A 15,343-nucleotide genomic window follows, 5' to 3' on the forward strand; every position below is an offset into this window, starting at 1 on the left:
GATGAAAAAATCTATACTAATTCTATTTCTTTTGTTTTGCTGTGAGGGATTTTCACAGGAAACAGAAATGAAATTCGACGAAAGTTTGGCAAAATCTTTAAACGCTGATGAATACGGAATGAAGAAATACGTTTTCTGTCTCTTGAAATCCGGAACTAATAAAACGGCTTCAAAAGAAGAAACTAAAAAATTGTTTGAAGGTCATATGACGAATATCAACAAACTAGCCAAAGAAGGAAAATTGGTTGTTGCCGGACCTTTTATGAAAAACGACCGAAATTACAGAGGCATTTACATTTTTAATGTTGAAACTGTTGAAGAAGCACAAACACTTGTTGCAACGGACCCGGCGATACAGGCAAAATTACTCGAAGCCGAATTAACGCCTTGGTATGCGACAGCGGCTTTGCAGGAAACTGTAAAAATTCACGAGAAAATATCTAAGAAAAAAATGTAGATTACTATATGAAAACAGAAAAAGAAAAAATGATCTCGGGAGAATATTACATTGCGGGTGATCCTGTTTTAGTAAAAGAACGTCGAAAAGCCAAAAATTTATTGCATCGCCTGAACGTAACCGAATATCGTTTGACCAAAAAAGCCAAAGAAATCCTGGCCGAATTAATTCCGAATACAGGAAAGAGTTTTTATATAGAACCACCTTTTCATTGTGATTACGGATACAATATTGTTTGCGGCGACAACGTTTATTTCAATGTCAATTGTGTCGTTTTAGACTGCGCGCCTATAACTATTGGATCCAATGTCTTTATTGCACCAAATGTTCAAATTTATACAGCAACCCATCCGCTTGACGCCGAATTAAGAAAAACGTTAGAAAATGCTTTGCCTATTTCGATAGGAGATGATTGCTGGATTGGCGGAAACTCCGTAATTTGTCCGGGTGTAACTATCGGAAAAGGCTGTGTTATTGGTGCGGGATCTGTCGTAACAAAAGATATTCCGGACAACTCGTTAGCCGTTGGAAATCCAGCGAAAATTATTAGAAAATTAAATCAAGAACCTGAATCAAAATAAATAATGCTTACCTTAAATAAAGTTCATCATATTGCCATTTTATGCTCCGATTATCAAAAATCTAAAACTTTTTATACAGAGGTTCTGGGCTTAACTATTATTAGAGAAATCTACAGAGAAGAACGTCAGTCTTATAAATTGGATTTGGCTTTGAATGGTACTTATGTAGTTGAACTATTCTCGTTTCCAAATCCACCAAAACGTCCGTCAAGACCGGAAGCTGTTGGTTTAAGACATTTGGCTTTTGAAGTAATTAATTTAGAAGAAACTATCGCTTTTTTGGATTCAAAGAATATAGAATCAGAGCCTATAAGAATTGATGAAACTACCGATAAGCGATTTACGTTTATTGCCGATCCTGATTTATTGCCGATTGAGTTTTATGAGAGGTAATCTTTTTTTAAGGTTCAAAGGCACATAGGTTCATAGGTACAAAGAAAAAACTTTGGCACTTTGTAACTTTGTACCTAAATAAGCGATATTCCAAGAAAAGCACACTGAAAGATTTTTCTTATATTCTCAATTTTAACATATTATACTGAGTATTTTTTAGTAAAAACCAATTTTGATCTCTAATTTTGTAATCTGCATAAAAATATTGCGGTTTACAAATTTACTTCTGATGAACAAAACGGCGCAAATCAAGAAAAATCATCAATTTATTAAATTCCGAAAATTAGTTATTGTTTCTGTTTTAATTGGCTTTCTTTCTGCCTTTCTCGGAATCTCACTTAAAAAAATTACCGAATATTACGAAGAGATCTTCTTTCATGAAGTCTCGGTAAATCCGATTTTCTATATCATTTTTCCTGTTTTCGGTTTATCTGTAATTTATTTTCTGAGACAATATCTTTTCAAAAAGAAAGAAAACAAAGGCATTAAAGAGGTTTTCGAAAGTACCAAATCAACTTCAAAAAACCTTCCTTCCTATAAAATTCCATCGCACTTTATAAACGGATTATTAACGGTTATTTTTGGAGGTTCAACGGGAATCGAAGTTTCTACCGTGGTTGCTACAGCCACCATTGGTTCTGTAGCACAACAAAAAGAAAATGTTTTTCGTCAATATAAAACCGAATTAATCTGTGCGGGTGTTGCAGCGGGAGTTACCGCTTTATTCAGCAGCCCGATTGCCGGAATTTTATTTGCCCTAGAAGTTATCTCCAGAAAAGTGACTCGTGCTTTTATCATTTCAAATGTCATTGCGGTTTCAATTGCTTTTGGATTACTTACTATTTTAAAAGAAGAACCTTTGTTTGCCGTTTCCATTACAACCTGGCATTTAAAAGCGATTCCGTATTTTATCCTTTTGGGAATTGTAGCAGGAATGAATTCGGTTTACCTAACAAAATGCGTTTTGTTTTTTAAATCTCAATTCGGAAAAATCGATACTCATTATTATAAAATCATTTTAGGATCAGCTATTTTAAGTATTTCACTGTTTATTTTTCCTCAATTATACGGAGAAGGATATCATGCTATTAAAACCAGTTTCATTGCTCCAAATCAAATAATGACATTTACTTTAGCTTTAACTTTTATTGGAATTTTACTTTTAAAACCAATTGTAACTTCAATTACATTAGCGTCAGGGGGTGATGGTGGTGTATTTGCTCCCAGCTTATTTATTGGAGCCTTTTTAGGATTATTATTAGCCTCTATTTTAAATACCTTTTTCCATGTAAATGTGCTTCCCGTTAACTTCATGATTATCGGAATGGCGGCCGTTTTAAGTGCTAGTATTCATGCGCCTTTTACGGCCATATTTTTAGTTTGCGGCTTGACAAATGATTACACTTTGTTTTTACCAATTTTAGTAGTTTGTCTGATTTCTAAATACACAGCAAAAATGATTTATCCACATACGGTTTACACCTACTCTCCGAGTTTATTAAAATAAAAAAAATGCCAGTTCAAAAAATAAAAAGAGGATATCGCAAAACGCGTTACATTCTTTACAAGGAAACTTTAGTAGATTATAAAGAACACTTTTGGTCTTTTTTAGGATCATTTGTCGGCATCGGAATTCTGGCTTATATCCAATCCATACATTTTTCAGGAAATGATGCGGTTTACTTAATTGGTTCTTTTGGCGCGTCGAGTGTTTTGGTTTACGGAATCATTCAAAGTCCGTTTTCACAGCCTCGAAATTTAATTGGTGGTCATGTTATTTCCGCCTTCATTGGTGTTACCGTTCATAAAATGGCTCCGGATGTTATTTGGATTGCCGCTCCTTTAGCTGTTTCATTTGCTATTATCTGTATGCAGATTACTAAAACACTACATCCACCAGGAGGCGCAACGGCACTTATCGCTGTTATTGGTTCTGATAAAATAAAAGCTTTGGGTTATATGTATGTGTTTTCTCCCGTTTTAGTTGGGTGTTTAATTCTATTTCTGACCGCTCTGGTTTTTAATAATATGACTTCGAGCAGAACTTACCCTAGTCACAGCACTTATCATAAACATTATCATAAGATTAGAAAACGCTTATCAGGTAAATAGATTTTACCAATTAAAATCTTTTCAACAAATCACAATTCCTAATTCGTAAATCATTAATTATATTTTACCTTTGACCTTTCAATAAAAACAAAGATTATGGTTTATAAATTTAGAGTAATTCTAGACGCCGAAGAAGATATTTTTAGAGACATTGCAATTCTTGAAGATGATACGCTTGAAGATTTACACAATGCGATCTTCAACGCTTTTGGTTTTGACGGAACGGAAGTTGCTTCATTTTATACTTGCGATGAAACTTGGAACCAGGAAGATGAAATTCCACTTTTTGATACTGGCGATGTTCCTGGTGAACAAAGAACCATGAACGATTATCCTTTATCGTCTATTTTAGATAAAGAAAATACCAAAATCATCTACGTATATGATTTTATCAGTATGTGGACTTTCTTAGTCGAATTGGCTGCTATTGATGAAGAATCTGCTGGTGCCATTTATCCTGAAACATTATTCTCTCACGGAGAAATGCCGGATGAAGCTACAGAAAAAACCTTCGAAGCCGATATGCACGACGACATCTACGGGGAATTTGAAGACGATCTTGACGAAGACGACTTAGATATGTTCGAAGGCGATGACAGCTTTGAGGATTATGGGTTTGAGGAAAACTGGAATTAGGAGAAAGGTTCAAAGTTACAGAGGCTCAAAGGGTCAGAGGTTTTTGTTTTAAATCTTTGATTTAAAATGTAGGAATATTTTTATTTTTGTGTTTAATTTTTTAAATAGCAAATATGAAAACTTTTCGAGACCTTTTAATCTGGCAAAAATCAATGAACCTGGTAACTGAAATTTACCAAATAACAAATTCATTTCCTAAAGAAGAAATTTATGGGCTATCTTCACAAATTCGAAGAAGTGCAATATCAATACCAAGTAATATAGCAGAAGGTTACGGAAGAGATGGAAATAGTGATTATTTACGATTTTTAAACATCTCTATTTCATCACTGTTTGAAATACAAACACAACTTGAAATTTCATATAATCTAAAATATATTAATCAAATTCAATTTAATAAGACAAATGGAGAAAGCAGGGAAATAGAGCGAATGTTAAGTGCTTTTATCAGAAAAATAAAAGACCGAAAATAAACCTTTGCCCCTTTGAACCTCTGCAACTCTGAACCTAAAAAATATGATCAACCTTTTCAACACCCACATCGAGACGCTTGCGATACACCGCGTAGGAAACAAAAGCAGAAACGAAGCGATTTTTTTATCGGAACAGCCTTTTAATTTGAATGATGAAATTGTGCCTTTGATAAAAGAGTACTTTTTTAAACCTTTTAGAGAGAAAGAAGAAAACTATTATCAGTTTGCGCATGAAGTCGATTTGGATTACAACGACATGTTTAAATATGCAACTGAGATTTTTACTAATCCGGGGAATTTACAAGAGATCTCAAAAAAAATTACAACACATTTATTTGAGCAATCAAATCATCCGCATATAAAAAACGGAGAGGTTTATGTAACGTACTTAACGAATTTAAGTATCGACAATAATGTTGTAGATGCTATCGGGATTTTTAAAAGTGAGTTACAAGCTGACTTTTTACAATTTGAAGAAAAAGACAGCAACCTGGAAATGATTTTACAGCAAGGTATCAACCTGAGTAAATTAGATAAAGGATGTTTGATTTTCAACTATAAAAAAGAAGAAGGATATAAAATTCTGACTGTTGATAGTAACCGTTATGATGCGCGTTACTGGTTAGAGCACTTTTTATCTGTTGATGCTTTTGAAGATGAAAACTTCATCACTAAAAAATATTTAAAATTCTGCCAAAACTTCGCAAAAGACGTTGTTTTACCAGCAGAAGACAAGAAAGAGGAAGTAATGTTTATGAACCGATCTGTGAATTATTTCGCTAAAAACGATCAGTTTGAAGAACAAAATTTCCTGAATGAAGTATTAGACAATCCTGACTTAATTCCTGAATTTAAAAACTATAAAGTTGATAAAGGAGAAAAATACAGCATCGAAGATGTAACCTCATTCCCTATTGCCAATGCAGCAGTTTCTGACGCCAGAAAATCGATTAAAAACGTTATTAACCTGGATACCCATATTCAGATTAAAATGGATTTCATCAATCCTGAAAGCGCAGAGAAATTTGTTGAAAAAGGCTGGGATGAAGAAAAACAAATGTATTACTACTTAGTGTATTTCAATAAAGAAGAAAAAAGCTAAGAAGTCATTCATTTTCTATTACTTACTTACTACAAAAGAAAACGGCAGATACAAATTGTATCTGCCGTTTTTTTATTTAGGTAGCTTCAGATTTTACAAGATAGAAAACAGCGCTTTTACTATATCATCATACACTTGCTTATCTCTTTCTCCAGTTCTGGCCAAAACACGAATTCCTGAATAATTATTAAAAATAAATCGGGCTAATACCCTGGCCTCATTAGCTTTGGAAATATGTCCTGCCTCCTGCCCTTTTTGAACTACTTTTGTAAACACTTCCTCCATGACCTGGCTGTTATTTTTAACAATTTTTGCTATTTCTTCATCATGCATGGCAAGCTCTACAGAAGAATTTACCATAAAACAACCTTTTGTAATTCGGTCTTCCAAACTTTCTATAACAGCTTGTTTAAAAAGATCATGTAGCGTTTCTTTGATATTCTGAGATTCGTCTAAAAGTTTTATAACCTGATCCTGCGATTGTTTTTGATAACGTTGCAGAGACTGGCTAAATAGCTTTTGCTTATCGCCAAAAGTATCGTACAAACTAGAACGGCTTAAACCTAAATGTGCTACTAAATCCTGCGCCGACGTTCCGTTGTAACCTTTGTGCCAAAATATTTCAATCGCTTTGTCTAAAGCCTGATCTTCATTAAATTCTTTTGTTCTAGCCATGACTTCAAAATTAAATTACTTTACAAAGATACAAAAATACGGAACAATCATTCCTGAATTTCTGCAAAAAAATTAGACTACAGCGTTAACAGTAAGACCACCATCAACTACAATTTCTGATCCTGTAATAAAGGATGCATCATCAGAAGCAAGGAATCCAACAGTCTTAGCAATTTCAGAAGCCTGTCCAAAACGTTTCAATAAAATTTTCTCTCCTAAAACGGCTCCAAATCCCTCTACTTGTTCTTTTTCTAAACCTAATTTTCCATAAAGAGGAGTTTCAACAGGACCAGGTGAAACGGCGTTTACTCTAATTTTTCTTGGTGCTAATTCGGTAGCAAAAACTTTATTTAAAGATAAAACTGCTGCTTTACTTGAAGCGTAAACACTTGAATTTGGCATACCAACATGAGCGTTTATAGAAGTATTAAAAATAATAGAACCTCCATCGTTTAATATTGGTAATACTTTTTGAACTGTAAAATAAACTCCTTTAACATTGACATTCATAATACTGTCATAATGTTCTTCTGAAGCAGACTCAACTGGCGCAAAAGATGCAATACCAGCATTTAAAAACAGAATGTCGATTTTTCCGAATTTTGCTTTTACTTCTTCTACTAATGAGTCAATAGATTTCAGGTCTGATTGATCTGAAACAATTCCTGTCACATTCAATTCTTGTTCTGCTTTTACCAAAGCTTCTTTATTTCTTCCTGTCACAATTACTTTTGCACCTTTAGCAACTAATTCAGCTGCTGCTGCATATCCAATTCCGCTGTTTCCTCCAGTTACTATTGCAACTTTGTTTTCTAAATTTTTCATTTTTATTTGTTTTAAGTTATTGATTATTCAATTATTATGGTACAAAGGTATAATAACGGAACGATCGTTCCGTTATTATTAATGTTAATATTTAGTTAAAATAATTAACCTCGTAAAAAATACCAATAAACACAGGCACTTTATCTATCGAACCATAAACGAAAGAAATTATAAAATGCAAAACATTCTTAATTTATGCTTAATTTTGTAGCCTAAAAACAAAAAAGATGGATATTCATTTACATAACGAAAGTCCTTTTAAAACGATCATTTCTTTTCATAAATTAATCGAATCTTTTGAAGAAATTGCTTCCTCAGATATCGATTATCGTGCAAACTATGCTAAGGCCATACTAAAACAAATAGAATCAATACCTGAGTTGAGAACAGGAATTGAGGATTATTCTATAATTAAAAATAATGAAGGTTTAATTAAATATATTTTAGCTGATCTATTTCCAACAGCTTTAACTCAAAATGAAATAAAAGCAGTTACGATTCCTTTTCAAAATATATCTTTTAATTATACCGAGCGTTTTAAAAAAATCCTGCGTAATGCCGGTGATGAATTTTATATGGAAATTCGTGATTTTGACGATCATCAGTTCTATATCAACAACTGTTGTTTAATTCTTAGTAGTTATTACAAACAACACATCGATTTCAACAGACCTTTTTTCTATGACATTCCAGATGAAGAAGGTATCGAAAAACATTATCGCATTTTGTACAATGCAGATTTTATGGAAATTACTCCAACAGAAAATGCAATTCAATTAACTCAGGATGATATTGATAACTTAATTGACAATTACGATGATATTGAACTTTGGAAATCTAAATTTCCGAAAGGAAGCTGGATATTAAAAGGTTTCGGAATTGTTTCTTTGTTTGATGCCACTACAGAAAGTTCTATCTCTAATTTGAAAAGTAATTTATTGAAAAAAGATAGAGAATCTGTTACAACTGACGAAGTTGTAGCTAATATTTTCAGATCAATATTTAAAATTCCTGATCTAAAAGTAGGTTTCATTATATACAATCCTGAAGAAGAAAAATTTGTCAAACCTGCAAAATTAGAAAGTCAGTTGAAGAGTTTTTTACTTTCACACGATCAGGAAATTGATTGTAAAAATGCTTTCTTTGGTTGTTCTTTTGAAAATCTATTAAATAATAAAGAGCCGTTTGTTATTTCGAATGTAAACAAATTCATAGCAGAATCTCCAAATAGAAAATTGGGAGAACATTTGCTAAGTCAAAATATTCAAAGCTGTATTTTTGCACCGGTAATTAAAGACGATCATTTATTGGGCGTTTTAGAATTGGTTTCTTCAAATTCAAGAGCTTTAAATAGTGTAAATGCTCAAAAACTGGAATTGGTCCTTCCCTATTTAACAGATACTATTGATCGTTATAATACGGATATGCAACACCAGATTGAAGCGATCATTCAACGTGAATATACTACGATACACCCTAGTGTTTATTGGAAATTCAGAAAAGAATCTCAGAATTATTTCCAAAATAATAATCCTACAAAAGATTATATTTTTAAGGAAATTGTCTTCAAAAATGTATACCCTTTGTATGGTCAAATTGATATTAAAGGTTCATCTGAGCATCGAAATGAAACGGTAAAAAGAGATTTAAAAAGTCAGCTGAGTACCCTTTTAGAAATTTTTGATAATCAGAAACCAAATACCAATCTGGTTCTTTTGGAACAAAGAAAATTTGAGTTGGAATCGCTTCGAAACGAATTGGATTTTCCGTTAAAAGCAGATACAGAGCAACATATTCAAAGATATATTGAAGAAGAAATTCACCCGATTTTAAAAAACACAAAAGGTTCTGCTAAAAACGAAAAATTAGAAGAATTGTATTTTGAAAACCTGGATGAAAAAACAGGTCTGTTTTATCAGGAGAGAAAGAAGTTTGATAATGCAATGTCTATTATAAACAAGAAACTAGCTTCTGTTCTAGATAGAAAACAATTGGACGCACAGCAAATTTATCCGCATTATTACGAGCGTTTTAAAACCGATGGTGTCGAGCATAATTTATACATTGGAGCGTCTATTTCGCCAACAAAACCTTTTGATATTATGTATCTGCACAATTTACGTTTGTGGCAGTTGCAGACTTTATGCGAAATGGAACTGGAGCATCATCAACTTAAAGAATCGCTTCCATATGAATTGGATGTAACTTCTTTAATTTTGGTTTTCAGTGCACCGCTTTCGATTCGTTTCAGAATGGATGAAAAACGTTTTGATGTTGACGGCACTTATAATGCCAGATATGAAGTCGTGAAAAAACGAATTGACAAGGCAAATATCAAAGGCACACAAGAACGAATTACAGAAAAAGAAAAAATTACAATTGTTTATTCTCAGAATAACGAAGAAACGGAGTATTTGAAATACATCAAATATCTACAGCACAAAAAAATTCTGGAACCCGCTATCGAACAATTTGAAGTTGAAGATCTTCAGGGTGTTTCGGGCTTGAGAGCAATACGTGTCAAAGTCATTAACAATACTGCAAGTCCTGCAAAAAAAATTACCTATCAGGATTTATTAGATGAGCTCAACTAATTTAGTTGAGCTTTTTTTTGGATATTATATTCTGTCTAAAATTTTAATTCAAGTCATTGATAGCATTCTATGATTACAGTGGGTTTGGAATTAAATTGATTTTACTATCTGCTAGCAACAAAACGTCATATATAAAAATCGGATTTAATAATTAATCGTTTAAGTTCTATTCCCAAACAAATTCTTTTGCTTTTTGACTTTCCGGGTCGAACCATTCTTCTGTATTTTCGTGAAAGATTGGAAGCCCATTTTTGTCAATTTTAGCTTGAATTAAGTCACCAACAGGAGCACCATGTAAATATCTAAGTCGTCCAGTTGAATCGAACTTTATCTTCCCGTCATTAAGTAACGCTTCAAACTTCGGCCATTTTTTGATATTGTCTTTTGTAATCCTAATTTTCCCCATTATTGTCGGTGTATGTTTCTACAATAGTTGCTAATTATTTGCTGGACAAGTGCCTGCCTTTTCCAGTTTTCAATATCTATGCTTCTAGGAGTTTAAAATTAAATTGATTTAAAAGCAATCACAAACGAGATTACCGTTACGATTAGTCCAACCATAAAAATATTGTAGGCAATTCGCAATAGGTTGTATTTTCGCTGCAAAACCAATCCGAGATAGTACAAATCTTTGATCATGGTTGAATACAGATAATCACGATCTTTCATCATTTCGTTCATGGCCCAATCGTATTCTACCAATGGCATTTTGTAGAAATTCCCAAAAAACATTAAGTTCACTTTTTTGGCCTCAACATCATCACGTGTAAAAAATCCGGAAGTTACTTTTGGTCGCGTCGAAAGAATCGCAAAAATAATTGTAATAACACTCGAAATCAGCATGATGAAAGTCGGAATCACCAAATGCGCATTTTTCGGGCTATCTAGCTTCGGAATAATAGACGAAAGTGCAATCGAAATTATAATGGCATTTACGGACAGCAAAATATTCGCTTTACTGTCAGCAATACCACTTAATCGAGTATGATTTCCCAAAGTTACGCGGAATAAAGTATCAACGCCGCGATCAGGTTTCTCGACTTTATCTTTCTTTTTATTTTCTTCTTCAATTTTATCAGCCTCTTTCTGTTCTTGTTTTTCAATTCTTTTCTGAACCAAAAGTATGTTTCTTTCTTTAAGGGGCTGCCATTTTTTCAATGCAAAATCAGTATAAAAACGATGCTTGTTCATTAAAAAACTCAAATTTTCTTTCGCCCAATCTGCATTTGAATACGAAATATTAAAAGCATTTTTTAGCTCCAAGCGTAGTAATTCGCAGGTAATCTCATACTCAGTGCCCATAAGATGTGCATAATCGGCATCTTTTATAATTTTTTCTAAAAGCGTTTTCGGAATATATTCTTTAACTGTTGCTAAAATAAGTTTAGAAACTTTTTCGATAAAATCATCAGATTGGTCTTTCTCTTTCAAAAAAGCAGTTGCAATTTTTACACTCTCCTTTTCATGATTTTCAAAACCTACAATGTATCCAGTATCATGAAACCAGGCTGCCACAAGCAAAAGTTCTTTTTCTTCTCCTTTTACTTCTTCTTTTTTGCACAACTCTTTTACAGCACTTACAACTGTTAAAGTATGATTGAGATTATGATAAGAATATAAATTAGAAAGTTTATCTTTGAGTAAATTACTGACGAAATCTTCGGATTGTTCTATAAGATTCATTGAGAATATTTTTATACCACTAAATTATGAAATTGTTTTTGTATAACCATTTTATTACGAAGATTAAAACGTATTCTTTTGTAATAACTCTACTGCTTTTATTAAATGCCTGTGCGACACATAAAGCTCAATATGGTAAAAATATAAGTGCTAACGAAACGGAGAACGCAACAGATACTATAAAAATTGCCCACACCTTTTTTTTAGTTGGTGATGCAGGAAATGCCGATGAAGAGCAAGCACAGCAAACCTTAGAACTATTACACGAAAAACTAAAGAAAGCCAATAAGAAATCGACTTTGGTTTTTCTGGGAGATAATATTTATCCGAAAGGTTTTCCTGCGGATAAAAATGATTCACAAAAGGCTTTAGCCGAAACCAAACTTACCAATCAATTAAAATTAACCAAGGGATTTAAAGGAAAAACCATTATAATTCCGGGAAATCATGATTGGTACAGTGGCATAAAAGGTTTAGAAAATCAGTCTGATTTTGTGACCAAATATCTTAATGATAAAAAAGCATTTCTTCCCCGAAAAAGTTGTCCGATAGAAGATGTAAAAATTGACAGTACCGCGACACTAGTTACCATTGACAGTGAATGGTTTCTGGAAGATTGGGACAATCACCCAACAATAAACGACAATTGTGATATTAAAACCCGTGAAGCTTTTTTTGAAGAGCTTGAAAGCATTTTAAATAAAAATCAGGAGAAAACGGTTATTCTGGCGATTCATCATCCATTATTAAGCAATGGATCACACGGTGGACAATATTCGTGGGAAAAACAATTATTCCCTTTGGAGAAAAAAATTCCACTGCCAGTAATTGGTTCTTTTATTAATTTACTTCGAAAGACTTCCGGAGTAAGCCCGCAGGATCTTCAAAACAAACAATATATCGTTTATGCCAAGCGAATAAAAACATTATTACAAGGCCAAAAAAATGTTATCGTAGTTTCAGGACATGATCATAATTTGCAATATATCAATAACGAAAACATCACGCAGATTATTAGCGGTGCAGGATCTAAATCTGAAGCAGCAAGAGCTGTCAATCCAACTGATTTTTCATATGGTGGAAATGGATATGCAACCCTGACTTTATTTAAAAGCGGTGATGCGAAAGTAAATTTCTTTGGAAACGAAAATAATCACGAAAAAATGCTTTTTGAGCGTGAAATTATAAAAGCCAAAGAGATAAATTGGGCTGCAAATGTTCCGAATAAATTTCCGCCAACAGTAACCACTTCTATTTATTCGACTAAGATGACTGATAAAGGCATCTTTCACAAATTTTTATTCGGTCAGCATTACAGAAAATATTACAGTATGCCTATTGAAGCCAGAACCGCTACTTTAGACACGCTGAAGGGCGGTTTAAAACCTATTCGCGAAGGCGGGGGACATCAATCTGTTTCGTTAAGAATGTCTGATCCAAAAGGAAGAGAATATGTAATGCGTGCGATGAAAAAAAGCGCCACTGTGTTTTTGCAGTCTGTTGCTTTTAAAGATCAATATGTTGTAAACGATTTTGAACAAACCTATGCTGAAGATTTTCTTTTAGATTTTTACACTACAACACACCCCTACACGCCTTTTGCAATTGCAAGTTTGTCTGATCAATTGGGACTTCTGCATACAAATCCGGTTTTATATTATATTCCAAAACAGGAAGGTTTAAAGGAATTTAATTCGAATTTTGGAGATCAATTGTACATGGTTGAAGAAAGACCAGCAGACAATCATCTTGATGGAAAGAACTTTGGAAAACCAATTAACATTATTAGTACAGATGATATGATGGCCAATCTCCATAAAGACGAAAAATATTCAGTAGATGAAAAAGAATATATGAAAGTCCGTTTATTTGATATGCTTATTGGCGATTGGGACAGACATAGTGATCAATGGCGTTGGGCAGAACACAAAATTGGCGATAAAGTAGTTTACAAAGCTATTCCACGCGATCGTGATCAGGCTTTTCCTAAATACGACGGAACATTACTTTCAATCTTAATGAACGTTCCGGCGATTCGCCATATGCGAACTTTTAAAAGCAAAATTGACAATGTAAAATGGCTTAATAGAGAACCTTATCCATTAGATTTAGCTTTCTTAAAAACCGCAGAAAAAAAAGACTGGATTGACCAGGCTAAATACATTCAGGAAAATTTATCAGACAGCGACATAGATAACGCCTTTAAAAATTTACCTAAAGAAGTTCAGGACGGAACGATTGAAGACATCAAACAAAAGCTAAAAAGCAGAAAAAAAGAGCTTCAAAAATATGCTTCGGAATACTCAGATGTTCTTAATAAAACGGTAATGATTGCAGGGACAGATAAAAAAGACAAATTTGTTTTAAATCATAACGCCAGAAAAAGTATTGAAATTCAGGTTTACAGAATGAAGAAAGAAGGCGATGAATTGATTTATACTAAAACAGTAAAAGATGACAAAACTGAAAATCTATGGATTTACGGCTTAGATGATGCTGATGTTTTTCAGGTTACCGGAAAACAAAAATCTGATATAAAAATCCGTTTGATTGGTGGTCAAAACAACGATACATACAATATCGAAAACGGAACAAAAGTTATTGTTTACGATTTCAAATCAAAAGAAAACACTTATAACCTGGATTCCAAAACAAAAACGGAACTTACAGATGATTATGATGTGAATTTATACAATTATGAAAAACCAAAATATAATGTAATTTCAGGTCTTCCAAATATTGGTTACAACCCTGATGACGGTGTAAAAGTTGGTATTAATGTAAATTATACTGTAAATAATTTTAAACAAAATCCGTACACACAAAGACATATTTTTAATGCCTTTTACTATTTTGCTACTGGCGGTTTAGAGTTTAATTATGCTGCTCATTTCCCAGGTTTATTAGGTAAGTGGGTTATTGATGTTGAATCACTATATACTACACCAAACTTTGCGATGAACTATTTTGGGTATGGAAATGAGACTGTAAATAATGATGATGAACTTGGATTGGATTACAACCGTGTTCGCATCAGAAAATTTAATGTTTCTGGCGCAATCAGACACGTGGGGCGTTATGGCAGCGAGTTTAGCGTGCAACCTATTTATCAGAGAATGACGGTTGAAGAAACAGAAAATAGATATATCGATACTCCGAATATAGTTAATCCGGCTGTTTTCGACAGTCAGAATTATGGAGGATTAAAAGTAAAATATCTTTTTAAAAATGCTGATTTTGCTGCAAAACCTACTTTAGGAATGGCCTTTATGTTTGCAGCCACCTGGACAGCAAACTTAAACGAAACTAAACAAAATTTCCCTACACTGGAAAGTATTCTTGGATTTACACATAAAATAGACAAAAATGGAAAGTTAGTTTTAGCTACTATCTTAAAAGGAAAAGCCATCTTAAACAACAATTACGAATTTTATCAAGGTGCTGCTTTAGGTGGAGACACCGATTTGCGTGGTTATAGAAATGAACGCTTTTTAGGAAATTCGTATTTCTCTCAGAGTTCTGATTTAAGACTTACTATTGGTAAAATCCAGCGTACTGTTGCTCCTTTAACCTATGGTATTTTAGGCGGTTTTGATTATGGAAGAATTTGGCTTGACGGTGAAGACTCTAAAAAATGGCATCAGGATTACGGAGGTGGACTTTGGTTAAATGCCATCAATGTGATTACAGCAAGAATTTCTTATTTCCAATCTCCTGACGAAGTGGGAAGAGTTATTTTTGGTGCGGCATATAGTTTTTAGGAAAGGTTCAAAGTTGCAAAGGCTCAAAGTAACAAAGATTTTTTTAGCCAC

14 protein-coding genes are annotated in these 15,343 nt (G+C 33.3%); 10 read left to right on the forward strand and 4 right to left on the reverse strand.

The annotated features are described in order from the left end of the window. Nucleotide 1 precedes the first annotated feature (1 nt). The 8 genes from IRZ99_RS09480 to IRZ99_RS09515 all read left to right on the forward strand — a co-directional run bounded on the left by IRZ99_RS09480 (nucleotide 2) and on the right by IRZ99_RS09515 (nucleotide 5,754). Nucleotides 2-457, forward strand: coding sequence for a YciI family protein (locus IRZ99_RS09480; RefSeq protein ID WP_194657046.1), 456 nt, complete (start codon nucleotides 2-4; stop codon nucleotides 455-457). A gap of 8 nt (nucleotides 458-465) precedes the next feature. Beyond that, nucleotides 466-1,038, forward strand: a complete 573-nt coding sequence (locus tag IRZ99_RS09485; protein ID WP_194657047.1) for a sugar O-acetyltransferase — start codon at nucleotides 466-468, stop codon at nucleotides 1,036-1,038. 3 nt (nucleotides 1,039-1,041) lie between these two features. Further along, nucleotides 1,042-1,431, forward strand: coding sequence for a VOC family protein (locus IRZ99_RS09490; RefSeq protein WP_194657048.1), 390 nt, complete (start codon nucleotides 1,042-1,044; stop codon nucleotides 1,429-1,431). A gap of 229 nt (nucleotides 1,432-1,660) precedes the next feature. Continuing rightward, nucleotides 1,661-2,938 carry a chloride channel protein gene (locus IRZ99_RS09495; protein WP_194657049.1) on the forward strand — a complete coding sequence of 426 codons (1,278 nt, stop codon included), beginning with the start codon at nucleotides 1,661-1,663 and terminating at the stop codon, nucleotides 2,936-2,938. A 5-nt stretch (nucleotides 2,939-2,943) separates the two neighbouring features. Then, the gene (locus tag IRZ99_RS09500) at nucleotides 2,944-3,543 is read left to right on the forward strand and encodes an HPP family protein (RefSeq protein ID WP_194657050.1); all 600 of its coding nucleotides are present in this window, start codon (nucleotides 2,944-2,946) and stop codon (nucleotides 3,541-3,543) included. Between the two features lie 96 nt (nucleotides 3,544-3,639). Further along, nucleotides 3,640-4,179 (forward strand): hypothetical protein, encoded by a 540-nt coding sequence (locus tag IRZ99_RS09505; RefSeq protein WP_194657051.1) that lies wholly within the window; start codon nucleotides 3,640-3,642, stop codon nucleotides 4,177-4,179. Nucleotides 4,180-4,292: 113 nt separating this feature from the next. Next, nucleotides 4,293-4,652 (forward strand): four helix bundle protein, encoded by a 360-nt coding sequence (locus tag IRZ99_RS09510; protein WP_194657052.1) that lies wholly within the window; start codon nucleotides 4,293-4,295, stop codon nucleotides 4,650-4,652. Between the two features lie 43 nt (nucleotides 4,653-4,695). Beyond that, nucleotides 4,696-5,754 (forward strand): nucleoid-associated protein, encoded by a 1,059-nt coding sequence (locus IRZ99_RS09515; RefSeq protein ID WP_026984812.1) that lies wholly within the window; start codon nucleotides 4,696-4,698, stop codon nucleotides 5,752-5,754. Between the two features lie 93 nt (nucleotides 5,755-5,847). Here the strand turns inward: IRZ99_RS09515 and IRZ99_RS09520 are convergent, their stop codons facing one another. Beyond that, nucleotides 5,848-6,429, reverse strand: coding sequence for a TetR/AcrR family transcriptional regulator (locus tag IRZ99_RS09520; protein ID WP_194657053.1), 582 nt, complete (start codon nucleotides 6,427-6,429; stop codon nucleotides 5,848-5,850). A gap of 72 nt (nucleotides 6,430-6,501) precedes the next feature. Next, the gene (locus tag IRZ99_RS09525; protein ID WP_194657054.1) at nucleotides 6,502-7,254 is read right to left on the reverse strand and encodes a glucose 1-dehydrogenase; all 753 of its coding nucleotides are present in this window, start codon (nucleotides 7,252-7,254) and stop codon (nucleotides 6,502-6,504) included. A 227-nt stretch (nucleotides 7,255-7,481) separates the two neighbouring features. Here IRZ99_RS09525 and IRZ99_RS09530 point away from each other — a divergent pair, with 227 nt between their 5' ends. Further along, entirely contained in the window at nucleotides 7,482-9,848 is a 2,367-nt protein-coding gene (locus IRZ99_RS09530) for a GAF domain-containing protein (protein WP_194657055.1), read from the forward strand. 166 nt (nucleotides 9,849-10,014) lie between these two features. On the opposite strand, the gene IRZ99_RS09535 is transcribed toward IRZ99_RS09530, so the two are convergent. Together IRZ99_RS09535 and IRZ99_RS09540 are read right to left on the reverse strand one after the other, a co-directional pair. Next, the gene (locus IRZ99_RS09535; RefSeq protein WP_194657056.1) at nucleotides 10,015-10,254 is read right to left on the reverse strand and encodes a hypothetical protein; all 240 of its coding nucleotides are present in this window, start codon (nucleotides 10,252-10,254) and stop codon (nucleotides 10,015-10,017) included. Between the two features lie 98 nt (nucleotides 10,255-10,352). Next, nucleotides 10,353-11,531 carry a Pycsar system effector family protein gene (locus IRZ99_RS09540; RefSeq protein ID WP_194657057.1) on the reverse strand — a complete coding sequence of 393 codons (1,179 nt, stop codon included), beginning with the start codon at nucleotides 11,529-11,531 and terminating at the stop codon, nucleotides 10,353-10,355. A 26-nt stretch (nucleotides 11,532-11,557) separates the two neighbouring features. Between IRZ99_RS09540 and IRZ99_RS09545 the strand changes: the two genes are divergently transcribed. Continuing rightward, a complete protein-coding gene (locus tag IRZ99_RS09545) occupies nucleotides 11,558-15,292 on the forward strand; it encodes a metallophosphoesterase (protein ID WP_194657058.1) in 3,735 nt (1,244 codons plus the stop codon). Nucleotides 15,293-15,343 lie beyond the last annotated feature (51 nt).

Origin of the sequence: Flavobacterium sp. LC2016-12 (assembly GCF_015351595.1) — a bacterium.
In the GTDB taxonomy this organism is placed as follows: Bacteria; Bacteroidota; Bacteroidia; order Flavobacteriales; family Flavobacteriaceae; genus Flavobacterium.